General features: G+C 67.7%; 26 protein-coding genes. 9 read left to right on the forward strand and 17 right to left on the reverse strand.

Features of this window, described 5'->3' with window-relative positions; genetic code table 11:
* Window positions 1–18 precede the first annotated feature (18 nt).
* The 6 genes from ACIN94_RS26975 to ACIN94_RS27000 form a co-directional block, all read right to left on the reverse strand.
* Entirely contained in the window at window positions 19–813 is a 795-nt protein-coding gene (locus tag ACIN94_RS26975; RefSeq protein WP_400711583.1) for an ABC transporter permease, read from the reverse strand.
* Window positions 803–1,777: an ABC transporter ATP-binding protein gene (locus ACIN94_RS26980; RefSeq protein WP_400711586.1), complete on the reverse strand. Its 975-nt coding sequence runs from the start codon at window positions 1,775–1,777 to the stop codon at window positions 803–805. Before ACIN94_RS26980 ends, ACIN94_RS26975 begins: the two co-directional genes overlap by 11 nt.
* Window positions 1,778–1,804: 27 nt before the next feature.
* Window positions 1,805–4,492 (reverse strand): M16 family metallopeptidase, encoded by a 2,688-nt coding sequence (locus ACIN94_RS26985; protein ID WP_400711589.1) that lies wholly within the window; start codon window positions 4,490–4,492, stop codon window positions 1,805–1,807.
* A gap of 102 nt (window positions 4,493–4,594) precedes the next feature.
* Window positions 4,595–5,224, reverse strand: coding sequence for a LuxR C-terminal-related transcriptional regulator (locus ACIN94_RS26990; protein WP_400711702.1), 630 nt, complete (start codon window positions 5,222–5,224; stop codon window positions 4,595–4,597).
* Window positions 5,224–6,375: a M20 family metallopeptidase gene (locus tag ACIN94_RS26995; RefSeq protein ID WP_400711592.1), complete on the reverse strand. Its 1,152-nt coding sequence runs from the start codon at window positions 6,373–6,375 to the stop codon at window positions 5,224–5,226. The genes ACIN94_RS26990 and ACIN94_RS26995 overlap by 1 nt, the downstream gene beginning before the upstream one ends.
* A gap of 67 nt (window positions 6,376–6,442) precedes the next feature.
* Window positions 6,443–7,423, reverse strand: a complete 981-nt coding sequence (locus ACIN94_RS27000) for an NAD-dependent epimerase/dehydratase family protein (protein WP_400711595.1) — start codon at window positions 7,421–7,423, stop codon at window positions 6,443–6,445.
* A gap of 233 nt (window positions 7,424–7,656) precedes the next feature.
* Here ACIN94_RS27000 and ACIN94_RS27005 point away from each other — a divergent pair, with 233 nt between their 5' ends.
* On the forward strand, window positions 7,657–8,700 hold the full coding sequence (locus ACIN94_RS27005; protein ID WP_400711598.1) for a hypothetical protein: 1,044 nt from the start codon (window positions 7,657–7,659) through the stop codon (window positions 8,698–8,700).
* A 91-nt stretch (window positions 8,701–8,791) separates the two neighbouring features.
* On the opposite strand, the gene ACIN94_RS27010 is transcribed toward ACIN94_RS27005, so the two are convergent.
* The 9 genes from ACIN94_RS27010 to ACIN94_RS27050 all read right to left on the reverse strand — a co-directional run bounded on the left by ACIN94_RS27010 (window position 8,792) and on the right by ACIN94_RS27050 (window position 15,902).
* The gene (locus ACIN94_RS27010) at window positions 8,792–9,049 is read right to left on the reverse strand and encodes a hypothetical protein (RefSeq protein WP_400711601.1); all 258 of its coding nucleotides are present in this window, start codon (window positions 9,047–9,049) and stop codon (window positions 8,792–8,794) included.
* Window positions 9,050–9,233: 184 nt separating this feature from the next.
* Window positions 9,234–11,336, reverse strand: coding sequence for a prolyl oligopeptidase family protein (locus tag ACIN94_RS27015; protein WP_400711705.1), 2,103 nt, complete (start codon window positions 11,334–11,336; stop codon window positions 9,234–9,236).
* An 8-nt stretch (window positions 11,337–11,344) separates the two neighbouring features.
* Window positions 11,345–12,277, reverse strand: a complete 933-nt coding sequence (locus ACIN94_RS27020) for a hypothetical protein (protein WP_400711603.1) — start codon at window positions 12,275–12,277, stop codon at window positions 11,345–11,347.
* Entirely contained in the window at window positions 12,274–12,888 is a 615-nt protein-coding gene (locus ACIN94_RS27025) for a flavoprotein (protein WP_400711606.1), read from the reverse strand. Before ACIN94_RS27025 ends, ACIN94_RS27020 begins: the two co-directional genes overlap by 4 nt.
* On the reverse strand, window positions 12,875–13,825 hold the full coding sequence (locus tag ACIN94_RS27030; RefSeq protein WP_400711609.1) for an LLM class flavin-dependent oxidoreductase: 951 nt from the start codon (window positions 13,823–13,825) through the stop codon (window positions 12,875–12,877). Before ACIN94_RS27030 ends, ACIN94_RS27025 begins: the two co-directional genes overlap by 14 nt.
* A 4-nt stretch (window positions 13,826–13,829) precedes the next feature.
* Window positions 13,830–14,810 (reverse strand): T3SS effector HopA1 family protein, encoded by a 981-nt coding sequence (locus ACIN94_RS27035; protein WP_400711612.1) that lies wholly within the window; start codon window positions 14,808–14,810, stop codon window positions 13,830–13,832.
* Between the two features lie 198 nt (window positions 14,811–15,008).
* A complete protein-coding gene (locus ACIN94_RS27040) occupies window positions 15,009–15,152 on the reverse strand; it encodes an LxmA leader domain family RiPP (protein ID WP_400711615.1) in 144 nt (47 codons plus the stop codon).
* 231 nt (window positions 15,153–15,383) lie between these two features.
* Window positions 15,384–15,527 carry an LxmA leader domain family RiPP gene (locus ACIN94_RS27045; RefSeq protein ID WP_400711615.1) on the reverse strand — a complete coding sequence of 48 codons (144 nt, stop codon included), beginning with the start codon at window positions 15,525–15,527 and terminating at the stop codon, window positions 15,384–15,386.
* 231 nt (window positions 15,528–15,758) lie between these two features.
* Window positions 15,759–15,902 (reverse strand): LxmA leader domain family RiPP, encoded by a 144-nt coding sequence (locus ACIN94_RS27050; RefSeq protein ID WP_400711615.1) that lies wholly within the window; start codon window positions 15,900–15,902, stop codon window positions 15,759–15,761.
* A gap of 177 nt (window positions 15,903–16,079) precedes the next feature.
* Between ACIN94_RS27050 and lxmK the strand changes: the two genes are divergently transcribed.
* Complete coding sequence (lxmK, locus tag ACIN94_RS27055) at window positions 16,080–17,168, forward strand: class V lanthionine synthetase subunit LxmK (RefSeq protein ID WP_400711618.1); 1,089 nt, start codon at window positions 16,080–16,082, stop codon at window positions 17,166–17,168.
* 60 nt (window positions 17,169–17,228) lie between these two features.
* Here the strand turns inward: lxmK and ACIN94_RS27060 are convergent, their stop codons facing one another.
* On the reverse strand, window positions 17,229–18,152 hold the full coding sequence (locus ACIN94_RS27060) for a LysR family transcriptional regulator (protein WP_400711621.1): 924 nt from the start codon (window positions 18,150–18,152) through the stop codon (window positions 17,229–17,231).
* Between the two features lie 145 nt (window positions 18,153–18,297).
* On the opposite strand from ACIN94_RS27060, the gene ACIN94_RS27065 reads away from it, so the two are divergent.
* Window positions 18,298–19,089: an EamA family transporter gene (locus ACIN94_RS27065; RefSeq protein ID WP_400711624.1), complete on the forward strand. Its 792-nt coding sequence runs from the start codon at window positions 18,298–18,300 to the stop codon at window positions 19,087–19,089.
* A 57-nt stretch (window positions 19,090–19,146) separates the two neighbouring features.
* On the opposite strand, the gene ACIN94_RS27070 is transcribed toward ACIN94_RS27065, so the two are convergent.
* Window positions 19,147–19,722, reverse strand: coding sequence for a TetR/AcrR family transcriptional regulator (locus ACIN94_RS27070; RefSeq protein ID WP_400711627.1), 576 nt, complete (start codon window positions 19,720–19,722; stop codon window positions 19,147–19,149).
* A gap of 111 nt (window positions 19,723–19,833) precedes the next feature.
* On the opposite strand from ACIN94_RS27070, the gene ACIN94_RS27075 reads away from it, so the two are divergent.
* From ACIN94_RS27075 to ACIN94_RS27100, 6 genes are all read left to right on the forward strand, one after another.
* A complete protein-coding gene (locus ACIN94_RS27075) occupies window positions 19,834–21,030 on the forward strand; it encodes an FAD-dependent monooxygenase (protein ID WP_400711630.1) in 1,197 nt (398 codons plus the stop codon).
* A 139-nt stretch (window positions 21,031–21,169) separates the two neighbouring features.
* The gene (locus ACIN94_RS27080) at window positions 21,170–21,544 is read left to right on the forward strand and encodes a VOC family protein (RefSeq protein ID WP_400711633.1); all 375 of its coding nucleotides are present in this window, start codon (window positions 21,170–21,172) and stop codon (window positions 21,542–21,544) included.
* Between the two features lie 69 nt (window positions 21,545–21,613).
* Window positions 21,614–21,862 (forward strand): DUF1062 domain-containing protein, encoded by a 249-nt coding sequence (locus ACIN94_RS27085; protein ID WP_400711708.1) that lies wholly within the window; start codon window positions 21,614–21,616, stop codon window positions 21,860–21,862.
* Between the two features lie 200 nt (window positions 21,863–22,062).
* The gene (locus tag ACIN94_RS27090; RefSeq protein WP_400711636.1) at window positions 22,063–22,764 is read left to right on the forward strand and encodes an MFS transporter; all 702 of its coding nucleotides are present in this window, start codon (window positions 22,063–22,065) and stop codon (window positions 22,762–22,764) included.
* 115 nt (window positions 22,765–22,879) lie between these two features.
* Window positions 22,880–23,713 (forward strand): NAD(P)H-binding protein, encoded by an 834-nt coding sequence (locus tag ACIN94_RS27095; RefSeq protein ID WP_400711639.1) that lies wholly within the window; start codon window positions 22,880–22,882, stop codon window positions 23,711–23,713.
* A 190-nt stretch (window positions 23,714–23,903) separates the two neighbouring features.
* Window positions 23,904–24,716, forward strand: coding sequence for an SAM-dependent methyltransferase (locus tag ACIN94_RS27100; RefSeq protein ID WP_400711642.1), 813 nt, complete (start codon window positions 23,904–23,906; stop codon window positions 24,714–24,716).
* Window positions 24,717–24,799: the final 83 nt, after the last annotated feature.

Here is a 24,799-nt window from a genome sequence, read left to right on the forward strand (position 1 = left end):
GACGCGCGCTGCCGGGGGTCAGGAGTGGCGGGGCTCCCAGCGGAAGTACTTACGCGCCAGGAAGACACCGACGACGGTCCAGCCCCAGATGAGGAGCAGGCGGGGGCCGGCCGCCGCCCATGACTCGGCGAAACCGACGGCGGGGTAGGGGGCGGTCTGGGTGAAGTCGAGGCCGAAGTAGGCGGTGCGGATGACGTCCACGACCGGGGAGAGCGGCATGGCCGAGGCGATCCGCTGAACGATGTCGGGCATGCTGTCGAGCGGGAAGTTGGCCTGAGAGGTCGCGATCAGGATCAGCATCGCGGGAAGAACGGTGATCTGCGCGGTCTCCCCGCTCTTGGTGACCCCCGACAGGGCCGCGGCCAGGGGGACGAACATGACCGAGCCGAGCACCACACCCAGCAGGAACAGCGGGATGTTGCGTGGCAGATGGCCGTTGACGGTGACGATTCCCAACGTGACGATGCCGGCCGCCTGCAGAACGTAGATGGCGGTGGAGGCAAGGCCGCTGCCGCCGAAGATGGCGGCCTCGGTGAGCACGCTTCCGCGCATCCGCTTCAGCACCAGTTCCTCGCGGCGAGCGGTGAACAGCGTCGTCAGGTGCATGAAGGTGACGAAGAAGCAGGCGAAGGCGAGCATGCCCGTCAGGGTGTAGAGGCCTGAGGGGACGCCTGCGACGAACCCGCCCTGCAGGGGGATGGCGACGCAGGCGAGGATGAGCGGGAAGGCGATCGCCGTGAAGAACGCCGTGCGGTTGCGCCACAGCAGCGTGATGTCCAGACGGGCCAGCCTCAGGACGTGGTTAAGCAGCATGTGCGACCTCCAGGAAGACGTCCTCCAGGGAGGTGCTGCGCACCTCGAGTCGGTTGAGGACAAGGTGATGTTCGGATGCCCAGCCGATCAGGTGGCTGAGAGCGTGCTGGGTGTCGGCCGGGTCGGCGGTGAGCGCGTATTCGGCGATCAACTGCCCCTTGCGGAGTTCCGCCGTCGGGCCGATGCCGCCCAGCAGGGGCAGACGGTCGACCGGCAGGGCGTCGGGGACCAGGAAGCGGACCCGGTTGCCACGGTCGGCGATGACCTGCTCGATCGTACCGGCGACCTCGATACGCCCGTCGTGCATGATGGCCAGGCGATCTGCCAGGCGCTCGGCCTCCTCCAGGTAGTGGGTGGTGAGCAGAACGGTCGTCCCACCGGCGACGAGGTCCTGGATGATGGTCCAGGTGTTGCGGCGGGCCTCCGGGTCCATGCCCGTGGTGGGCTCGTCGAGGAAGAGCACCTTGGGCTGGACGAGGGTGGCCAGGGCCAGGTCCAGGCGGCGCTTCTGGCCGCCGGAGAGCTGACGGACCATGACGTCGGCCTTGTCGCTCAGCTCGACCAGGGCGAGGCTCTCGTCAGGTGAGGTGGGCTTGCCCGCGGAGATGTCCCGCCAGAAGGTCACGGTCTCGGCCACGGTGAGGTCGTTGAAGAACCCTCCTTCCTGCAACATCAGCCCGGTGTGCGGGCGGACGTCGCCGCGCTGGGTGTACGGGTCGAACCCCAGGACCCGGACCGAGCCTCCGCTCGGCTGGCGGAAGCCTTCCAGGAGCTCGATGGTCGTGGTCTTGCCGGCGCCGTTCGTGCCGAGCAGCGCGAACAGCTCGCCGGGCCGGACGTCGAAGGAGATGCCCTTGACGGCTTCGAAATCGCCGTAGCTCTGCCGGAGGTCGCGCACCTCGATCGCTGGTGCGATGCGGCTGTCGTCGGGTCCCACGCGGTCTGCGACTTTCTCTTCGATCATTCGATTCACCATGTCTGCACTAGAGGGTTAACGGCTGCCGGCCATGATCGGGTGGTCGGGTGAGATGCTGTCCGCGTCCCCGATGGCGACCCCGGCGAACACATCGGGGGTGATGAACTTCTGGCTCGCCAAGCGCACGTCCTCGTAACGCACTGTCGCGAGCTGCCTGCTGTAGTCGAATATGGCCGCGGGAGGGAGCCCCAGGGCGAGCCGGCCGGTGATGGCGTTGGCCAGGTCACTCTGGCTTTCCACCCCGGCGAGCCATCTGCCGATCGTGTGGTCTCTGGCGTTTTCGAACTCGGTGACGTCGAACGGGATGCTGGTCACCTCGTCGACGACGCGATAGAACTCCGTGATCGCCTGGTCGGCCGTTTCCTTGCGGGTGTCGAAGCTCACCGTCAGGGTGGAGCCATCCTGATCGGGTTCGATGACCGATCGGGCCGAGTAGGTCAGGCCGCGCTTTTCCCGCAGTTCGGTGGAGAGCCGCGAGGAGAAATGCCCGCCGAACGCGGCATTGGCGATCTCCAGCACGGGGAAGATCGGATCTTCGGGCTCGGCCCACGGAGCACCGAACCGGATCTGGGTCTGTGCCGCCCCGGGGCGGTGAATCACCTCGAACCCGCGTCGTGCGGGGTACGGCCCGCGCTGTCGGCCGTCGTCGGGCAGGTGGAGCTCCCCGGCCGCCCGCACGCTCCGCCACGGGCTCAGCGCCTCGATGACCTGGCGGACGATCAGGTCCGGGTCGAGATCGCCGACGAGTACCAGGGCGGCCTCGGCCGGCGACAGGCGCGCGGAGTGAAACGCTTCGAGGTCGGCGGCGGTGATGATCGCCACCGCGTCGGCCGAGGCGTACTCCCGGATTCCCGGGTGATCGCCCAGCCGCTGTCGGCGCAGCGCCGCTCGGGCGACGGTCGCCGGGTGGGCGTTCAGCGCCGTGATCTGCTGGGCGATCAGTGTCCGCGTGGTGTCGACGTCGGCCGCGTCGTATCCCGCCGGGTCGGCGAGCGCCGTGGCGAGGATCCGCAACACCTTGGCGATCGCCACAGCCGGCCCGTTGCCGGACAGGATGAGTTGCCGGGTGTCGGCCAGCGGCACGACCGTCCACCCGGCGTGCTCCAGCTCGGCGCCCCCCGCGCAACGGCTCTGCCGGAGCAACATCGCCCCCAGTACGGCTGCCGCCGCGGCGTCGCATCCGGCTGGCAGCGGGATGCGCAGCCGCAGAGAGATCAGGGGGACGGAGTCCGAGCGGATGGCGACCACGCGCAGTCCGCTGTCGAGGGTGACGTCGGTTATGGGGCTGGGCTGTGCCGGCTGCAGCGGGGCCATCGGCGGCAGCTGGGCGGCTTGCGAGGGCTGCTCTTCCGGCGGGGGTGCCGTCAGGGAGCCGGGGCCGCTGGTCGAACGGATCGGCGTCGGCACGGACTGGGCCGGCGGGGCCGGCCGTACGTTCACCCGCGCGCGGGCGCCGTCATGGAGCCGCTGCGCCGCGGCGGCGATTTCGGCGGAGGTGACCTTGCCCAGCAGACGCGGAAGGTCGTGGGTCAGCTCGGCCGCGCCGAAGAGTGATTCGAGCCGGCCGTAGGTCCGGGCCCGCCGGCCGACCTGGTCGTGCGCGCGGCTCCAGGCGGCGGCCGAACGCATGGCCGCGCCCCTCAGCTCCTCCTCGGGAACCTCCGCGGTGAGGAGCCGGGAGAGTTCACCGTCGATGACGGACACGATCTGCCCGTCGCTGACGTCCTGCGGGTGGTAGGCGCTGATGACGAAGGTGTCGGGCTCGCGGGCACGCAGCGGTCCGCCGACCAGACCGCACCCCGACCTGATGGTGACCGTGCCCAGGCCGCTCTCGGCGAGCCTGCGGTTGAGCCGGCCGGTCATGCCGTCGGTGAGTACCGTGGACAGCACCATGTGCGCGAGGTAGTCGCCCAGCGCGGTGGCGGGATCCGGCAGCCGGTAGCCCAGGGCCACCGCCGGCATCGGTGCGCGCTCGTCGAACTGGACCTGTTCGAACTCCCCGACGCGGTGGGGCTCGGGAAATTCGACGGCCGGGTTTCCTGGAATATCTGTGACCGCTTTCGCGGGAATTTCGGAGAAATATTTGTCGACGAGTCCGGCGACCTGGTGGGGGATGAAGTCGCCGGAAATCGCAAGAACGCAGTTGCCCGGATGGTAGTAGGCGTCGAAGAACTGCTCGCAGTCCTCCGTCGTCATCCGGTCCAGATCGCTGAAGTCGCCGTAACCGTCATGGGTGTTGGCGAAGTTCCGATAAAGGGTCTGTGGCACCACCGGCCAGGGAAACCGCCCGTAGGGTTTACCGATGACGTTCCTCCGTATCTCCTCCTTCACGACGGCGAGCTGGGTGACGAGCGCACGCTCGGTGAGGCGCGGCGAGCGGAGCCGGTCCGCCTCCAGGAAGAGCACCCGCTCGATGGCCGAGTTGGGCACCGTCTGATAGAAGTTGGTGGCATCAGGGCCGGTAGAACCGTTGAAGCTGCCCCCCGCGGCCTGGACGAGGCGGCCGTGCTCGCCTGCCGCGACGGTCTCGCTTCCCTGAAACATCAGGTGTTCGAAAAGATGGGCGAAGCCGGTCTTCCCCCGCGGCTCGGAACGGAATCCGACGCCGTAGTGCAAACTGATTCCCACCATGGAGGCACACGGGTCAGGCGCCAGGATGAGTCGCAATCCATTAGGCAGGGTCGCCCGGGTTGTTTCGTTCATGCCCAATCCTTCTGAGGTCATGGAGGCAGGTTGGTGCCATTACCGTTGACGCTTTCGATGGCTGCTCTCTATGTTTGCTTGATTAAGCTGTCATTAATGGCATCATCGTTTCGCGGTAATGGCCGCATGATGCCGTTTCCCATGACTCTGGTCCATCTGGCGATGGGGGTTTGGATGTGCTGGCCGCATGTGCGGCGGACGGTTGAGACTTCTCTCCGCGAAGATGCGGGAGGCGTTGAGCCCCGCCTGGAATCGACTGCGAGCACCGAGTCGCGCCATCAGATCAGCGGTGACGCGGCGGACGGTGCGCAATGAGACATCCAAGGTGCGGGCGACCGCTTCGTCGGTACAGCCTTGGGCGAGCAACTGCAGCACCTGCCACTCCCGCGAGGAGATGGCCGTGCCCGCGGATGCCGGGGCAGTCCCACGCTCGGGTGTTCCCGCCGCGGCGGACGTGGCGTCGACCGCCAGGGACCTCGCCAGCTGCGCCTGCGCTCGGGAGAGCAGGATTGTCATGCCCGTTTCTGGACGGACAACTGTGAAACGGCCTTCCTCCCCGTAGCGCAGCAGTCCGAGGTCGACCAGAAGGCGCAGGCATCGCCATACGTTCTCCGGCTCACCGTTGAGCTGCTCGGCGATCTCCTCGACGCGGAGCTGTGAGCTGGTCTGCAGGATTGTGTAGATCTGCGCGGCGTCCACGTCCTGGGCCGGTCGGCGCGGCGCTGGAAGCATCACGACTCACTCCCCTCGGAGAGCCAGCGGCTCAGCGCTGTGCTGAGCGTGGTGACGGATTCGTAGAGTTCGCCGGTCTCGACGTACTCGTTGGGACGCCGGGTGCGGGAGTGGTCTCCCGGCCCGTAGAGGACGACGGGGATGCCGGCGTCCTGGAAGACCCGGGCATCACTGGGGCACGGGTACTGACACCAGCGCAGAGCCGGGTTGACGTTCCTGACGAGCGCGGCGAAGGCGCTGTGGCCGAGGTCTGTGGGCGGAAAGTGCGGGCCGTAGCGCTCCCATACGGGCAGCGGCGTGTCGGACGCGGCGAACCGATCGAGCAGACTCTGCCGCACCACCTCCAGCGCCACCTCCTCGGGCAGCAACGGCGGCAGGGCCATCGCGAAGTCCACCTGCGCCTCGGTCGCGGGCACCGCGGCCTCCTCTCCGGCGTGGATCATGCCGGGCAGGATGTAGCGGATCCCCTGCCTGGTCGGGTAGATCTCCTGGAGCCGGCTGTTGGCGGTGTTCAGCGCCAGCAGGGCCATCGCCGCGTGGGTCGCGGCGTTCTCCCGGTCCGTGGCGCCGGCCATGGCACCGGCGGTTCCGGTGGAGCTCAGCCGATATTGGACGGAGCCGTATGCGGCCGTGCAGACATGCCGATCGGTCGGTTCGGTGAGGACGGCCAGGTCCACGCCGGGCAGGTCGAGATCGGCGAGCAGGTCGGCGGTGCCCGCGCCGCCCAGATGCCGGCCGACGACGAACTGAACGGTGATCCTCCCGGTCAGTTCCTCACGCCTGACGAGCTCGTGGAGGGTCGCGATGGTGACTGCCACCCCGCCCAGCATGTCGTTGGCGCCGGCGCCGTGGATCCGGCCCTCGCGCAGGTTGCCGCTGCGCCACAGGCCCGGGACGGACCAGCCCGCCTCGTCGGCGACGGATTCGATGTCGATGTGGCCGTTCACGATGACGTGCGGCCCGTCCTGGGCGAAGGCATGGGTCGCGGTGATCTGGCGCCCTCTGCCACGCGGGCGGACGTCACAGTCGAGACCAAGCCGTTTCAACTGCAGCTCGGCGATGTCGAGGGCGTCGAAGACACCGAGGCTCCGATAGATGGGGTGGCACCGGATCAGTTCGGATGTGAGCTCGACCACGGACGGATTCACCACGTCACCTCCTTCGGGTACGGACGGTAGTGCGGGACGCGGAGCGCGAGGAGGGAGAACCTGCCACTTGTCAGGCTGTGACCAGCTCCCGCGCCGGAGCGGTGAGGTGGGCGTGCGGGATGCATCGCGACAGTCCTTCGGTGAGCAACGTGGTGGATCGGAAACCCAGCTCGTTGGCGGCGCGCTCAGTTGAGGGGATCTGGACGGTGATCGGCCGCTCGTGCGCCGAATGGCGCCGGGAGGAGATCCGGGGGACGCTGACGACGCTGCCGCCGCCGATCAGGCTGATGGCCAGCTTGGCCGCGTCGCGGATGCTGAAGGTCTCCAGGGAGGCGATGTTGTAGCAGGCGTGCGGCGCGACAGCGGTGTTGGTGCGGCGCAGCGCGGCGATGACGCCCCGGGCCACATCGTCGATGTAGGTGAAGCTCCGCAGCTGGGTGCCGCCGCCGGGCAGGGTGATCGGGTGCCCGGACAGTGCGCAGGCGAGAATCCTGCCCATGGTGGATCCCGCGGGCTGCCCGGGGCCGTACAGGCCGAACGGCCGCACGATGGTGGACAGGCGGCCGGGCAGGGTGCCGAACTGCTCGACGAGACGCTCCCCGATGACCTTCGCCCGCGCCGGCCGGGTGTGCGGGGCGACGGGGTCGCCCTCGTCGAGGAGGCGGCCCGGCGCGTCGCCGTAGACATCCGCGGTGGAGCAGTAGATCACGTGCCGGCAGCCCTGGGTGATCGCCGCGGAGGTGAGCGCGGCGGTACCGCGGGCGTTCACCGTGTACGGATTGGACACGGTATGGCCTCGATGACCCGAGGAAGCCTCCATTCCCAGATGGATGGCGGCGCCGACGCCGGTGAGCGCGGCATAGAGCGCGCTCTGGTCGGTCAGCCGCCCCTGGACGTGCTCGAGGTGAACTCCCGAGACCGGATCCGGGGCGACCGGACTGAGGACCCGCACGCGCGTCCCGGGACAGCGGGTGCCCAGCTGCCGCAGGAGCGCTGTCCGCAGAAACCCGCTTCCGATTATCGCTATTGGGAGGTCGACAGACGTTTCCACAGGCTGCTCCTATATATGTCGTATCGTTCGTCGCCGGCGCGCCGATTGAGTCGAAGGCTAAGCAGAGGAGACTTCCCCCGGGAGGGAAAAAATGCCATATGGCACCAACCCCCACATGATCACTTGCAGTAGCACCATGCGTTCGTAGCGTAAAAAAGGTTGAATGTACACGATCTGGCGCTACAGTGATCACTACGAGTGACAGCAGATCGTCTCGGGAGCGGACTTTCTCGGTGCATAAGAAATCTGAAGATCTCGATGACTCCATCGGCCAGATCGCGGAGCTCCTCGATGGGTTGCTGCCGAATAGGCTTGCCGACGGTTATGCGTCTTTTCTCCGTCAGGGAGAGTGCTCCGAGGAGGATGCCGTTGAGTACGCCGGATCAGCGGAATGCCTCGTCGAACTGATAAACCGGGGGCTGGTCCACCGCGTGCTCGACGGCGACGTGACCACCCTCCGGCCCACCGACCCCACCCTCGCGTTCCGGGACATCATTCATGACCTGCAGGAACGACTGACGAAGTCGAGCGGTCAGCTGATCAATGCGCACAACCGGCTCAACGGTATCCAGCGGGCCTTCTCCCGGCTCGTTTTCGAGCAGGACCCGGAAGAGGCCGTGCAGATATTGACCGATCCACAGAAAATCCTCTCCCTCTCACTGTCGCTCATCAACTCGGCCCAGTCCGACTTTCTCGGTCTGCATACGTGGAGATTCGACATCCCGCTACGGAAGGAGGACTCGGCTCCACCGCCCCTCGGAGTGACCTCCCGAAAGGTCCGTTGCCGTTCGATTTACTCGACCGAGTATTTTGACAACGAGGTCGGCTATCACATCATCCAGAACTCCATCGCAGAGGGGGAGGAAGTCCGGATTATCCGAAACCTGGTGATGAAGATGAAACTTGTCGACGAGGATGCCGCGATGCTTCCGCTGACCCCCAGCGGAGCGAGCGGGGTCATCCTGATCAAGGCGCCGGTCGTGGTCAAGGCCCTGCGCCACTACTTCGAACTGCTGTGGGCTCGCGCCGCCCCGGTGACGTCGTCGTCGGGGGCCATGCCGGCTCCCATGCCGGGCCAGCCGAATGCGCCGAGCGAACTGCAACTTCAGCTGGTGGAGATGATGGCCCTCGGCCTCAAGGACGAGTCCATTGCCAACCGCACGGGAATGAGCCTGCGTACGGTACGGCGGCATATATCTACGATCATGGAAATGCTCTCGGCGGAGACTCGGTTCACCGCCGGCGTCCTGGCGGCCAAGCACGGCTGGATCAAATAACCCCGGATCCCGTCCGCACCGGTCGGTCCTGTTCTCTGTTTTCGGGGCGGATGCCACGGCTCCCCAGGCTCCGCCCCGCTCCAGCCAATGATCAAGCAGTTTCGCCCTTCCACGGGTCACCGAGAACAGGCTCCCGCGGGCCGACCGCGCCCTTCCACGGGTCACCGAGAACAGACTCCCGCGGGCCGACCGCGCCCTTCCACGGGTCACCGGAGATGTTCTTCTCCAATTCGCCGGCGAGCGTTCCCCTGATGTCCGCGGCATGCGCGGATGCGGTGAAAGAAGATACGCCGACACCGACGATGGCGGCGATGGCGATCATGGCGACAATGCGACGGAACGCGTTCATGGCATTTCCTCCGAATGGGCTGATCGATCTTTTCTGTCTGGCGTGTTTGAAAGATAGACCGCCGTACGGGGACGGAGGAGGAAGGAGATGCCACGTGACACCAAGTGAACATGGAAAACCCATGGGCCGGGAGCTCCCGCGGAGGTTCCCGGTCCCGTCCGTGCTCTGCGACCTGGGCCTCGGCTCAATCCATGGTGAGGCCGGTATAGGTGGCGCAGAATGCGAGGGTGTCCGCGACGAGTTCGACCGAGCTGCTTACCGCCCGAGCGCCGTGTCCCACTCCGTACTCCGTACGCAGCAGGACGGGAATGGCGTGGTCGACGGAGATCGTCCCCCACTGAAGCGCCGCACACATTTTGCGGGCATGAAACGGATCGACCCGGGTGTCGGAATCGAAGACAGTGAACAGCGTCGCCGGATATTCCACATCGGAGCGGACGCGGTGGTAGGGCGAGTAGCCGAACAACCAGCCGAACTGCTCGGGGTCGCCGGCGGAGCCGTACTCCGATCTCCACGCGGCGCCGAGACCCGAGCCCTCGTAGCGCACCATGTCCAGCAGCGGAGCCGAGCAGACCACGGCGGCATACAGCTCGGGCCTCTGGGTGAGCGCCGCGCCGACCAGCAGGCCGCCGTTGGATCCGCCGGTGATGGCCAGCTGCCCGGCAGAGGTCCAACCGTCGGCGATCAGCTTCTCCGCCGCGGCGTTGAAGTCGTCGAAGACGTTCTGCTTGTTGCCGCGCATGCCCGCCCGGTGCCACTCCTCGCCTTCCTCGCCTCCCCCGCGGAGCTGGGCGACGGCATAGACGCCACCGGCCTCTACCCAGGCCAGAGCCTGCGGGGAGAAGCCAGGAGCCATGGGAACGCCGAACCCGCCGTAGCCGCTGAGAATGCAGGACCGTGCCTTCCGGGGGACCTCGCCCGTGCCGGGCGGAGCCAGCACCAACATCCGGACGAGCGTGCCGTCCTTGGACCGGAACTTCACCGAGTGGCTCTGCACCTGAGTGCGCTCGGTGCCGCCGGGCGCCGCGGCCCAGCGGGAGGTCTCACCGGTGCGCGCGTCGTAGCGCTGGACCGAGACCGGGGTGACGTTGTCGGTGTAGACGAACCATCCCTCGCAGCCGCCTTCGGCGCGGCTGGAGATGCCGCCGACGGTGCCGATCCCCGGAGTGGGGACGGCGCCGAGGAAGGCACCGCTGCGCAGGTCGTGCCGGGAGATCTCGCCAACAGCGTGCCGGGTCCGGCTGACCAGGAGAACGGGGGCGGCGAGCTCCTCGCCGTCGAGGATCGTGAAGTCGCCGAGCACCGCCTCGGGGTCCTCCGGGACCAGCTCCCGCCAGTTCTCGTAGCGCGGATCGGCGGGATCGGCGACGACCAGACGCCCGCGGGGAGCCTCCCGGTCGGTCATCAGGTAAGCCCGCCCGTCCCGGCCGACGCGCAGCGCGGTGTGCGCGCCCACCCCCTCCTGCACCACTCTCAGCAGCGGGGCCTGCGGCGAGGACGCGGACAGATCGGCGATCCAGAGGTCGTTGCTGGGCGAGGTGCCCAGTGAAGCGGAGATCGTCAGCCATCGGCCGTCTCCGCTGAGGTTCACCCGGTAGTGACTGGCCTTGTCGCGCCCCTCGCCGAAGATCAGAACGTCGTCGCGCGGATCCGTCCCGACACGGTGGAGGTAGACCCGACGGTGAAAACGTTCCTCACCCGGCGGTACCTGGTCGGCGGGGAGCCGGCGGACGTAGAAGAAGGAGTGGCCGTCGGGTAGCCACGCGACCGGCGAGTAGCGGCAACGGCCGACAGGGCCATCGATGATCTCGCCGGTCGCGACGTCCAGCACGGACAGGATGGACTCCTCCTGGCCGCCCATCGACACCTGGTAGGCCAGACGCCGGCCGTCCGCCGACGGCTGCCAGGAGTCGATGACGGTCCTTCCCGCCGGGTCCAGCGTGGCCGGGTCGAGCAGGGCCCGCTCGGTGCCGTCGGGTTCGACGGTGTAGAGCACCATGTACTCCTGCTCGGCTGTACGCCGCATGAAGAAATGGCGCTCGCCGTGCCAGGAGGGCGGCCCGACGATTCCCGTCCGGTGCAGCTCGCCCACCCGCTGTCGAAACCACTCGTGGCCGTGGAAATCGGCCGCGTACTCCCGGTACAGGTCGTCCTGGGCCGCCAGCCAGTCCTTGGTGGCCGGAGTGGTCGGATCCTCCAGCCACCGGTAGGGGTCGGCGACAGGGGTGCCGTGGAAATCGTCCACGACGTCCTGCCGCGGGGCGACCGGATACGGCGAGGTAATCATGCTGACCATCACTTTCTCGGTATGGAGGGGTCGCGTTCCGTCATCGCTCTGGCGGCGACCTCGCCGATCTGCTCGTCGAACAGAACAGCGGCGATGTCGACGTAGGTGAGGAGCTGGTCGTCCCAGCCGACATAGGTGGCGTAGTCCCGCGCGTGGGTGAGCACGCGGAGCACCCCGAGCCCCCCGATGGCCGAGAGGTCCGGGGTACGTCCGTAACCCTCCAGGAGCGCGGCGCACAGCGCCGGATAGGTGAAGTCCAGGGCAGGGGCGATGCCCGCCTTGACCGCCTGGTCGAGCTCGATGAGCTCGGCGATGAGCCAGCCGAGGTCGAGCCACCAGGGACCGCGCGCGAGGTCCTCGCCGGTCAGCAGGACACCGGTCCCGTCAGGTGAGGGAACGATCAACGCCATGCTGAGCGCGCCGTGCAGCAGGGTGTCCCCTCCGGCGGCGCAGAACTGCCCGCACAGCTCCTCTAACCGCGTCCAGCGGGTCCGGCCCAGGCGTTTTCTCGCCCGGTGGCTCAGATGAAACGCGGGGGCGGCGTCGTGTCGGTCGTCGAACCAGGCGGCGAGCCGGGTCACCCCGGGATGGCGCCGGACGATCTGCGGGGGTGCCGGTCGGGCGTGCAGTCCGGCCAGTGCCGTGGCGATCTCGCGCAACGCCGATTCCAGTACGGGGCCGGCCGGCTCCTCGTCGAAGGCCAGCCAGCCGGCGGCCGGCAGCGCGCCCCCGCTCCGGTAGCGCAGGCCGTCGTCGATGACCGGCAGACTCAGCGCCGGGTGAACGGAACCGAGCAGGGCGCCGAGCCGCGCCGGCAGATCGGGTAACGGGAGCCGGTAGGCGGGGCCGGGCCTGCGGACCCAGGCGAACTCCGCGCCATTCCGGTAGACGGAGGTCCGCATGAACGCGGTGCCGAACTCGTGAACCGGGGTCGGCGTCATGCGGTCTCTCCGAGGGGGAGACGGACCGCCCGGATCCGGCGCTGTTCGACGAGTCTGACCAGAAGAGACATCGGAGCCGCGACGGAGGCGTCCAACTGCCCGGTGGAGATGCTCATGCCCGGCTTCGGCGGGGCGATGACGATGTTGGGACGCTGCTCAAGCGCAGCCTTGTGACTCCGGTAGGCGGGGCTGTTGAGCCCGTGCGGTGGGAGGGAAGGTGCCAGCGCGATCGGCACCGTGGCGCACTGGAGCGCGAGAAGGGCCGGGGTGTCGCCCATCCCCAGCGCCAGCCGGGCCAGAAAGTTCAGGCTGGCCGGATACACGAAGATCGTGTCGGGCCATTGGCTCATTTCGACGTGCGGCGCCCCCTGCGTGACGTGGGCGGGCCATTCGTCGGACACCGCCCGCTGGCCGCAGAGCGTGGTCATCGCGTCCAGGGTGACGAAGCGCTGCGCGCTGCGCGTGACGACCGGGCGGATCACGAGATCGGGGTAGCCCGCACGCAACCAGCTCAACCAGCCGGGGATGAAGGCCGCCGAAAGCGCGCCGGTGATGACGACGAGCAGACGCTTTCCCGAAAAGTCCGGATATACAAAGTCAGTCTCTGGCATCGCCCACCTCCAGAGCGCTCAAGATCTCTTCGGCGTCGGCGAGTGCGGCCCGGCTCCCCCTGGCGAAGAACACTCCCGCGGTGTTGACGATGACCTCGTCCACTCCCGCCCGGTGGTAGTCGCGGAGCCGTCCGGCGATCTGCTCCGCCGTACCGGTGGCGAAAATCCCGGACTCTACCAGCGTCCGGGCACCGGTGCCGGGATCGTCCGGGTCGACGTCCAGCCCGGCCCGGCGGAGCATGTCGGTGTAGTGCGCAGAGCGCAGATGAGCCTGCGCGGCGAGATAGGCCAGCCGGACGCTGGGACGTCCGGGACGGTCCACCGCCGCATGCACCACGGTGGCGATCCGCGGTGGGTCCCGGTGTTCCCCTGCGCCCTCATGCAGCGCCGGGGCCAGGACATCCTCTATGTATTCGGGGGGTGTCATCCAGGTGATCGCCACATCGGCGTGTGCTCCCGCGACTCTGGCCATTCCTGGACGGAGCACTCCGGCACCCACCTCGACACGGGGGTGACGCAGGGGAGGCAGAACGAACCCTCGGACACTTCCCCCGCTGAGCAGGGTACGGACTGTTGACAGATATTCGCCGGCCATCGTGGCCGGACGGCTGTAGGGAACTCCGTTGAGCTGGGTCACGAACTCGGGTGCCGAGGCACCGAGCCCCGCCACCACGGGGTGGCCGGTGAGCAGAGCCAGAGAACGTGCCTGTACGGCGGCCTCAAACGGATGGCGCAGCGGCATCAACGCCACCGAGGTACCCGCGGGCACCCGGTAGCCGTTTCCAGCCAGATACGCGAGGACGTGGTGCGTCTCCGCTCGCAGAGACTGCCCCATCCACAACCGCGAGGCCGCTCCGCGCTTCACCAGCTCGGCGTACGGCTGCACCTCGGAGGCGTCGCCAGGCTGGCTGGGAAAGATCACTGATACTCGGCTCACAGCGTCACGCTCCAATCGGCAGGAGTGGCGAGGTGCGGTTGCGGAACGGCTCCGCCGGATCGATGCCGGCCGCCCGCAGGGCGGCGATGACCGCGGTGGCCCGCGAAATCCCCTCGGCGGTGCCCTTGATCAGGCCCTCGGCGACGACGCGGGAGCGGTGCTCGCCGAAACTCAGCCTGCGCATGCCGGTCCGGTCGTCGGCCGGATCCCAGGCGATCGCCAGGCCGGGCCCGACGCGCTTGGCGAAGGACGAGGTGTCGTCGACGAGACCGGGGAGCGCGGAGACCACCTCGACCAGCGATTCCAACGCCGGCCAGCCCGCCTCCTCCAAATAGATCACCAGGGCGTCACGCCGCGGGTATCCAGCCGGGTTGGAGAACGCCTTGGCCCTGTAGGGGACCTTCCACGCCTCCAACGTCGCCAGCGCGGCCGACCAGGCGGCCGGGGTGAACGTGGCGTCGGCCAGATGAACGTAGAAGCGCAGGATCGGCCCGGCACCCAGCACGCTGCCCGCCGAACCGTCACACAGAAAGAATCCGGGAGAGAGAGCAGGCCGGATGGCATCTGCCCGGATCACCGCCCGGCCATCGGGCTCCACCGCGACCACCCGCTCGGCGGGGACCCGCACCCTGACATCCAGCAGGTCGACGACCCACCCGGTGTCGGAGGCGTTCTCACCGGCATGGACCCGGGCCAGAGTCGTCGTGTGACGGTGAGGGACCCCTGCGGTCAGCGCGGCCTCCAGCGCCGGGTCCCGTGTCCCCGGCCGGGTGCTGGGATCATGCGCGTGCCCGCTGTGGAAGGTCTCGTAGAGCGCGGTGCTCAGCGCCGGCCAGAGGGCACGCACACCGTCGACCTCCACGACCCGCTCGCCCACCCGGGCGCCCAGCCCGTCCGGGGCGATGTCCACCGCCCCGAGCACCGCTTCCAGCTCGGCGGTGAGCCGGTAATCGTCCACTACCGCAACCACATTGTCAGTTCCCACACCACGGAGAATAGGAGGAACTATTTTTTCCATGTAGGGCTGTGGCACTCAGCTGACTCATATTGGCACCAGCGTGCCATCGTCCTGGTCGCGGCCGGCTCATAAGTGCTTTTCTCCCCGCCTCATGACATGGCTGTGCCCACGTACACCTGACGGCGCACGTGGGCACAATTCAGCGGGGAAAACGCCCAGCTACTATCAGCAGCCGGCCGAAGCGGTGACCACGATGCTCAGAACACACCACGGCGTGCTCGGGGTCTCCTCCTCGCCCGCCTCGTCGAACGCGAGCTCCTCGGCGTTGGTGTAAGCGTCGTAACCGTCGACCAGGTCCTTCTCAGCCATGACCTCTCCTATGAATATCCGAAGGTTTTCCATTCACCGAACCTCAGTGCCGCTCGGTAACTCAATAATCCAGAACCAGGCCAAGCCCGACAAGACTCTGACACCTTGACGCCACCCCCGGACCAGTTAATGCCACAAACCCCCATTCCCCCGCCTCATGACATGGCTGTGCCCACGTACACCTGACGGCGCACGTGGGCACAATTCAGCAGGGAAAACGCCCAGCTACTATCAGCAGCCAGCCGAAGCGGTGACCACGATGCTCAGAACACACCACGGCGTGCTCGGGGTCTCCTCCTCGCCCGCCTCGTCGAACGCGAGCTCCTCGGCGTTGGTGTAAGCGTCGTAACCGTCGACCAGGTCCTTCTCAGCCATGACCTCTCCTATGAATATCCGAAGGTTTTCCATTCACCGAACCTCAGTGCCGCTCGGTAACTCAATAATCCAGAACCAGGCCAAGCCCGACAAGACTCTGACACCTTGACGCCACCCCCAGACCAGTTAATGCCACAAACCCCCATTCCCCCGCCTCATGACATGGCTGTGCCCACGTACACCTGACGGCGCACGTGGGCACAATTCAGCAGGGAAAACGCCCAGCTACTATCAGCAGCCGGCCGAAGCGGTGACCACGATGCTCAGAACACACCACGGCGTGCTCGGGGTCTCCTCCTCGCCCGCCTCGTCGAACGCGAGCTCCTCGGCGTTGGTGTAAGCGTCGTAACCGTCGACCAGGTCCTTCTCAGCCATGACCTCTCCTATGAATATCCGAAGGTTTTCCATTCACCGAACCTCAGTGCCGCTCGGTAACTCAATAATCCAGAACCAGGCCAAGCCCGACAAGACTCTGACACCTTGACGCCACCCCCGGACCAGTTAATGCCATGGGTTTAGATAACAGGGAGAGGACCCGTCAACATGGCAGTTATGCTGAAGAAAGAGAAACTGCAGGCGTCTTCCCTGTCAGAGGTGCCCGAGGTCAACATCCTGCTGGAACGCCTGGGGCTCGGAACGTTGGACGCGGGCACCGTCGATGCTTTTCCCGGGCGCAACAACAACTGGGCCGGCCACACCACCAGCGGTGAACGGGTCTTCGTGAAACGCCTGGACGGCGATCGCGACGATTCGTTGACCAGGTTTCGCCGGGTGCTGGATCTTCAGTCCCTGATCTCCCACCACTCCCGAGACACCCTCCGCTGCCCTCCGCTGCTGGGCGTCGACGAGGAGAGCCGGCTGCTGGTCTTCGAATGGCTCGAGAACGGGCGCGCGGGAAACGACCTCGCCACCAAGGGCGAGTTCGACGCCGACCTGGCCTACCGGGCCGGGCAGAGCGTCGGCGCGCTCCATCAACTGCCGGCGGCGATCGACGGCTCGCCGCATCCGCTGCCTCCCGTCTGGGCCCTGCACGCGATCCCGCTGACGATGTTCTCCGCAGCGCGCGTCGCCGAGCTGCACTACTGGACCCTGCTGCAGAAAGATCGGCCGCTCATCGCCGCCCTGGAGACCCTGCGCGAGAGGGAGCAGTCGCAGATCGAGCTGAAACCGTGTCACGGTGATCTCCGGCTGGACCAGTTCCTCCTCGACGCGGATCAGCTCTACATGCTGGACTGGGAGGAGTCACGGATCGCCGACCCCGCGCGCGACGTGGGCGCCTTCGCCGGAGAGTGGCTGTATCACGCCATCCGCAAAATCAACTCCGACGTGGACAAATTCCACGGCCCCGATACGACGCTCTCGCACGACCTGATCGTCGAACGCGGCAGCGTCGAGATCGCGCAGGTCCGGCCGCTCATCTCAGCCTTCTGGCAGGGGTATCGAGACAGCTCGGTCCCCATCGATTCGGGTCTGGCGGAACGGGCCACGTCCTTCGCCGGCTGGCACCTCCTGGATCGGCTTCTCGCCACCGCCGGCATGCAGACACGGCTGCGCCCGGTCGACCTCGCCGCTGCGGGAATCGGCCGCACCGCGCTCCTCGCTCCGGCGCGCTTCACCGCAACCATGGGGCTCGCCGCGTAAAAGGGCCCCGGCCACCGCGCCTCCCAGATGACCGCCCCGTGGAGGCGGAGAGCGCCGGTCTCACGAGGGTCGCACCTCATCCGGCGTAGGAAGCGGGGAGCCGACCACTCCCACGTGTGCCGAGACCAGCTCGCTGACCAGGGCGATCGCCGGACGCCCCTGCTCGCCGGGGCGGGTGAGGGCGAACATGCGGCGGTGCACGTCCAGGCCCGGCATCGGCACGTAGACGACCCCGTCGCGCGGCGGGGCGGAGACCGGGACCAGGGCCACCCCGAAGTCGGCGGCGACGATGTCGAGGACCAGCCCCAGGCTGTCGGCCCGGTGCGCGACCTTGGCCGTCGCGACCATCCGGCGGACCAGCTCACCGTCGTCCTCCCCCCGCGAGTTCACCACCCAGGGAGCGTCGGCGAAGGCCCGCAGGTCGTCCGGGGAGGCGATCCGGCCGGGAGCCGGCATGGAGGCGGGGACGGCGAGCATGAGCGGGGTCGTGCACATCAGCCGCACCGCGCCGCCGTCGTCGTGGAAGCGCTGGACCAGGCTGTAGTCGTAGCCGAAGCCCAGATCCACCTCCCCGTCGGCCAGCAGCCGGACGACCTCGGCGGGCTCGCGCTCCTGCACCTCGAGGGAGAGCCGCGGGTGGGAGACGGCGAGCCGCCTGGCGATCGGGAGGATGTCGACGGAGATGGCGGTGGCGAAAGCCGCGATCTTCAGGACGCCGCTCGGTTCGCTGCCGGTGTCCAGCGCCGCGCGGGCCTCCGCCTCGGCCGCGAGGATCCGTTCCGCGTGCTCCGCGAGGCGGCGCCCCGCCCAGGTGAGCCGGACCGTGCGGCCGGTCCGCTCGGTGAGCGCGGTTCCCATCTCCCTTTCGAGGACGGCGAGTTGCTGGGAGATCGCCGAGGTGCCGTATCCGGTGGCCGCGGCGACCGCGCGCATCGTGCCGCGCCGGTTCAGCTCGACCAGGGTACGGAGTAACCGGGTTTCCATAGTCCATCTTTAGCGGATGTTCTGTCCGTCATCTCGCGGTAGACGCGGACAGCCGGATACCTGTGCCATATCGTCCGTGACGATTCATCAGGAAAAATCGCGGCCGGTTCTTCAAAGCGGCGCGGCGATTCTCACGCTCGGCTCCATGACCAGCCTGTACACCGGCATCGCCCTGTCCGTGCCGCTGCTCACTCTGATCGGGGCGGCGGGCACCGCGTGGCTCCGCAACTCCTTCGCCGCCCTGATCTTCCTGGCGATCGCCCGGCCCCGGCTGCGGGGCCGGCCGGCCCGGGACCTCGCCACGGCGGGCGCGCTCGGCGTGGTGAGCTCCGCGACGGCCGTGTTCGTGTTCGAGTCCGTCGCCAGGATCCCGCTGGCCACGGAGGTGGCGATCAGCCTTCTCGGCCCCCTCGCCCTCGCCGTGGCTCGCCGGTCGGGCAGGTACGGGCTGGCCTGGCCGCTGCTCGCCCTGACCGGTGTGCTGCTGCTGACCCAGCCCTGGCGTGGGATGATCGACGGCCTCGGCGTGCTGTTCGCGATCGGGGCGGCGGTGACCTGGGCCGTCTACATCCTGCTCACCCAGCGGATCGGCGACCGCTTCCGGGGACTCGAAGGCCTCGCGGTCTCCGTGCCGGCCTCGGCGATCGCCCTGACCTTCGTCGGCGCACCGCAGGCCGCCGGGAACCTTTCCTGGGACGTGCTCCTGACGTGCGCGGGCCTGGCGGTGCTGGTGCCGGTCCTGCCGTACGCGCTGGAACTGCTCGCCCTGCGACGGCTCACCACCGCCGCCTTCGGCACCCTCATGAGCCTGGAACCCGCGGTGGCGCTCGTCATCGGCGTGATCTTCCTCGGTCAGGCCGCCGGTCCGGTACAGGTGACGGCGATCGCCCTGGTCACACTCGCCGCGATCGGCGCGGCACGCGACGGCGGACGCTGAGAGGACGAGGTCAACGGCCGCGCCGCCACAGCGGAGCGACCAGGGCCTGTCCGTGGTTCAGAACACGCCCTGGTGGCTGAGTGCGGCGGCAAGTGCCAGGGCGGATCGGCGCAGATCGGAACCGGATGGTGTGGAGTCCGGATCCACCAGCCACTGCGCCGCCGCGCCGGCGATCAGCATCTGGAGGTATGCCCCCAGCCTTTCTTCCTGGCCTTGGGGGACGGAGAGGCCGAACAGGTCGACCAGCCCCAGCCGGGCGGCCCGGTTGGCTTCGGTGAACATCTGACGGAGTTCGGGATTGTTATCGATGTGGACCAGGAGTTCGAACTGGACGGCCCACAGAGATCTGTCATCGGCGAATGACTGAACCACCCCGTCCCATGTCGCCTCGAACCGATCCGCCGGATCAGCGCCAGGGTCGGTGGCCAGAACCTGTTCCACGCTGTCGCCCCACTCTTGCAACGCCTGCTTGAGGGCCTCGCTCAACAGCGCCTCTTTCGTCCCGAAGTGGTAGCCGATCGCGGCCAGGCTAACCCCCGCAGCAACGGCGATATCGCGGGCGGTCGTACGGGCGTAGCCCTTCTCCAGCAGACAGTGCCTGGCCCCAGCCAGCAGATCCTCGCGATTACCCATGGCGTCGAGGCTACCGCATGGATAGGACATCTGTCTCATACATTCTTCTTGCACAGTTGTGTAATACATGTGTACAGTCGGGGCATCCCCGTAGGAACCAAGGAGCCCCCCGTGAAGAACACCAACGTCCTCGTCTCCGGCGCCGGCATCGCCGGCATCTCCCTGGCCTTTTGGCTGAGGCGCAACGGTTTCACTGTCACCGTGGTGGAGCGCGCCCCTGCGGTCCGGACCGGTGGCTACAAAATCGACATCCGAGGCGCGGCGCTACAGGTGATCGAGCGGATGGGCCTGATGGAGGAGGTGCGCGCGATGCGCACCGAGGTGCGGTCCGGCTCGGTCGTGAACGCCGCAGGCAAGAAGGTGGCCAGCATGGACGGCGACACCTTCGGCGGGCGGGAGCACAGCGACGCCGAGGTCCTGCGCGGTGACCTCCACCAGCTCCTGTACGGCAGGACCCAAGATGGCGTCGAGTACCTCTTCGGTGACTCCATCGCCTCCCTCGGCGACACCCCCGACGGGGTGAAGGTGGCCTTCGACAGCGGCAGGACCGAGGTCTTCGACCTGGTGGTGGGGGCGGACGGCATGCGTTCCACCACCCGGGAGCTGGCCTTCGGGCCCGACGAACGGTTCGTCCGCGACATGGGCTACTACGTCTCGGTCTTCACCGTGCCCAACCACCTCAACCTGGACCGCGAGGAGCTTACCTACGTCGGCCCCGGCCGCACGGCGCTGACCTACAGCACCGCGCGAGAGGCCGGAGCCAAGGCCATGTTCCTGTTCGCCTCCGAACCGTTGTCGTACGACCACCGTGACCGCGCCGAGCAGGAACGGCTCCTGACCTCCGCATACGCCGGAGAGGGGTGGGAGGTCCCCCGGCTACTGCAGGACGTCAGCGACTCCCCCGACTTCCTCTTCGACTCCCTCAGCCAGGTCCACATGGACCGCTGGTCCACCGGGCGTGTCGCGCTGATCGGCGACGCGGCTCACTGCGCCTCGCCCGCCTCCGGACAGGGCACCAGCCTCGCCTTGGTCGGCGCCTACGTCCTCGCGGCGGAACTGGCCGCCGCCGGTGGCGACCACGTGGCCGCTTTCAACGCCTACGAGCGGCGGATGCGACCGTTCGTCCACGAAAACCAGAAGCTCGGACCGGCGAACATCAAGCGGATGGTGATACGCAGCAAGAGCCAGGTGCGCTTCTCGATGGTGATGCTGGGGCTGATGGCCCGCATTCCCGGCAAGGACCGCATGCTAGCCAAGATCATGGAGCCCATCAGCAAGGCCGCCAACGCCATCACCCTCCCGCAATGATCCCGGTGACCTCGGCGATTCGGCCAGGCTGCCGGTGCGACGTCCTCATGTGTTCGGGCCTTCCCCGGGGCTACCCGGCGGGGAAGGCCCCCGTTTAAGGATTGGCTGCGTGCGGTTGACGCCTTGTAGGGTGCCGATCATGGCTTGTCGCATTTCCGAACTGATAATCCCTTGTCAGGACCCGCAACGGCTGGCGGCGTTCTGGTGCGAGGTACTGGGCTTCGTCGTGCTCGACACCGAGGACGGAGGCGCGGTGGAGATCGGACCGCAGGAAGGGTTCGGCGGATTGCAGCCGACTCTGATCTTCAGCCCCACTACCGAGCCCAAGGCGGGCAAGCTGCGGCTGCACTTCGACGTCAACGCCACCGACCGCGATCAGGACGCCGAACTCGAACGCCTCCTGAAGCTCGGGGCGCGCCCGGCCGACATCGGCCAGAGCAGCGAGGAGCCCTGGCACGTCCTGGCCGACCCCGAAGGCAACGAATTCTGCCTTCTGCGAGCCCGCCTGAGCTGAGCATCGGCCGGCATCGGCAACGGCAGGTTCCGCGTCAACGCCAACGGCAAACTTCTCGACGTCTGGCTCCTGGTCAACTTCGCGCTCGATTGGGACGGGTGCTGGAAACTCCACGCACCTCCCGTTCCCGAGGATCCGTGGCCCCTTCAGATCACGGTCACCTTCGACGATCCCGTGCCAGTCCGCCCCGAACGGCTCATCGCTCATGGATTAGGCATCAGCCGTAATGAGATCGCCCACAGAGTCAAGATCGATATCCCGCTGAACCGCAGGACGGAACTGGATTTCTCATTCGTCCTGATGTGGTCGGTTCAGTAGGTCCAGGTGTCGGTGCGACGCTCTCCGCCAAGGCAGAAAACGGCTGTGCCGTGTTCTGCCTTGGTCAGGTCGACGCGGATCCAGTCGGCGTTCTTGGCGACCTTGGCGGTGTAGCCGGTGCTGGGGGAGATCGAATAGGCGACACCTGATTACGCGAGGTCGCCGACGTCACCGGCACTGTTCTGGCCACCTCCGGGCTCATGGCGCTGGTCTTCGGCCTCACCCGGGTCCGGTCCGACGGCTGGAGCGCGCCGATCACCCTTGGCAGCCTCGTGGCGGGCCTGGCCCTGCTGGCGCTGTTCGTCCTGGTCGAGAGCCGGGTCACCCAGCCGCTGCTGCCGCTGCGCGTCGTCCTGGACCGCAGCCGGGGCGGCGCCTATCTGGCGGTCCTGTGCATGGCGGCGGGCAACTTCGCCGCGTTCTTCTTCCTCACCTTCTTCATGCAGAACATTCTGAACTTCTCTCCCCTCCTGGCGGGACTCGCTTTCCTGCCGTACACCGCCGCCATCATGCTCGGGATACGCGTCGTCAAGAGATCCCTGGAACACGCCCCGGTGCGGCTGCTGCTCTGCTCGGGCCTGCTGTCAACCGCGCTCGCGCTCGTGCTGCTCGGCCTGCTCCGCGCCGACAGCGGCTACGCGTTCCCGCTGCTGCCGATCCTCGTGCTGCTCGGACTCGGTAACGGCTGGGTGCTGGTGACCGCCAACAGCACCGCGACCCTCAACGCGGGCCCGGACACCGCGGTGGCCGGCGCCACCGTGATGACCTCCATGCAGGTCGGCGCCTCACTCGGCATCGCGCTGCTCGGCACCGTCGCCGGTACGGCGGGCGCCGTCTTCCTCGTCGTGGCGGCCCTCACCGTCTTCCTCGTCACCGGGCCTAAGAGGTCCGACGCGCGGTGACCCGGCCGCCACGGAACGGCTTCTCCCGCGACCCGTCAGAGATTCTTGGACCAGACCTTCCTGTTCCACGCCTACAGCCCGCATACGCGGTACATCCACTACGGAGGAACTCATCATGATTCTGGTAACCGGCGCGACCGGAAACGTCGGCCGCAACGTCGTACGACAGCTGCTCGACGAGGGCGAGAAGGTGCGGGCGATCACCCGTCACCCTGACCGTGCCGGGCTCCCGGACGGCGTCGAGGTGCTGCCGGGCGACCTGACCCGGCCCGAGACCCTGCCGGCCGCGCTGCACGGCGTCGAACGGGCTTTCCTGTTTCCCGTGTTCGGCTCGCTCGGCGACTTCCTCCGGATCGGAAAGGAGGCCGGGCTTCAGCACGTGGTGCTGCTGTCCTCAGGGGCGGTGACCTTCCCGGCGCCCAGTTGGATCGGGGACCGGCACCTCGAATGCGAGCGGGCGGTCGAGGAGTCCGGCCTGTCGTGGACCCACGTACGGCCCGGCATGTTCATGGCCAACGACCTCGACTGGGCCGCACAGACAGCGGATGGCGACGTGGTCCGCGCGCCGTACGGAAACGCGGCCGCGGCACCGATCGACGAACGCGACATCGCCGCGGTCGCCGTCCGTGCCCTGCTCGACCGGCACTCCGGAGAGGCACATCTGCTCAGCGGACCGGAGTCGCTGACCCAGATCGAGCGGGTACGGATCCTCGGCGAGGCGATCGGCCGCCCGTTGCGGTTCGAGGAACTGCCGAGGGAGCAGGCCAGGGAGCACCTGCTCGGCCTGCTGCCCCCGCAGGCGGTCGACTTCATGCTCGACATGCTCGCCTCGGCGGTCGGCAGGACGGCGCAGGTGCTGCCGACCGTCGAGCAGGTCACCGGGCGCCCGCCGTACACCTACGCCCAGTGGGCCGCTCACCACGCGGACGACTTCCGCCCGCGAGCCTGATCCGGTCCGAGGACATCCCTTCAGAGGCTCGTCTCTGGAGGGATGTCCTCGACGATCTGGGGTCAGCCGCCGCGGGTTGCGAGAGACCGACGAGGGACGGAGCGATCAGAGCGATTCCTCTTTTTTCCTGACATGATCCACAACGGGTGGCTATTCCTCTAATATGCGCCACAGCAAGGGAGAGGATGCCATGAGCCACCAAGAGAAAGCGCCATCCGGGGTCGACCCGAGCATTCCGAGCGTCGCTCGGATGTACGACTACTACCTGGGCGGCAAGGACAACTTCGCCGCGGACCGGATCGCGGCGGAGAAGATCATCGAGATCGTCCCGAACGCGCGTGAGAGCGCCCGCACCAACCGGGAGTTCCTGAGCCGCGCCGTCCGGCACATGGTGAATGCCGGCGTGCGGCAGTTCATCGACATCGGCGCCGGGCTTCCCACCCAGCAGAACGTCCACGAGGTCGCGCTGAACGTGGCACCCAAGTCGCGGATCGTCTACGTCGACAACGACCCGCTCGTGCTCGTTCACGGACGGGCGCTGCTCGCCGACAATCCCAACACCATCGTGGTCGACGCCGATCTGAACGATCCGGGCTCGGTTCTCGGCCATGAGGCGGTCCGCGCCCACATCGACTTCGGGCAGCCTGTCGGCATCCTCCTGCTGGCCGTCCTGCACTTCGTCCCCGACGACCGTGACGCGGCGCGTATCGTGCGCGAACTGTGTAGCCCCCTGACCGCGGGCAGCCACCTGGTCATCTCACACGGCCACGCCGGGGAACTGCCGTCGAGCAGTCAGCAGAGGGGACGTGACGTCTACACCAACACCGGGGCCGGCGGGGTCGTCTCCCGCAGCCGCCAACAGCTGGCCGCTTGGTTCGACGGTCTCGAACTGGCGGAACCCGGGGTGGTTCCCGTACAGGCCTGGCGTCCGGAGAACGAGTGGGAGGAAGCTCCCGACGTCACCAAACCCGGTCTGTTCGGCGGCGTCGGCCGCATCCCCTGAGAGCACGTCCTCGGCCATTACGCGGCACGCTTCCTCGTCATCGGCGGCCTCCCGTACTCCACAACGGGTCACCAAACCACCAA

Origin of the sequence: Streptosporangium sp. NPDC087985, from assembly GCF_044741965.1 — a bacterium.
In the GTDB taxonomy this organism is placed as follows: domain Bacteria; phylum Actinomycetota; class Actinomycetes; order Streptosporangiales; family Streptosporangiaceae; genus Streptosporangium.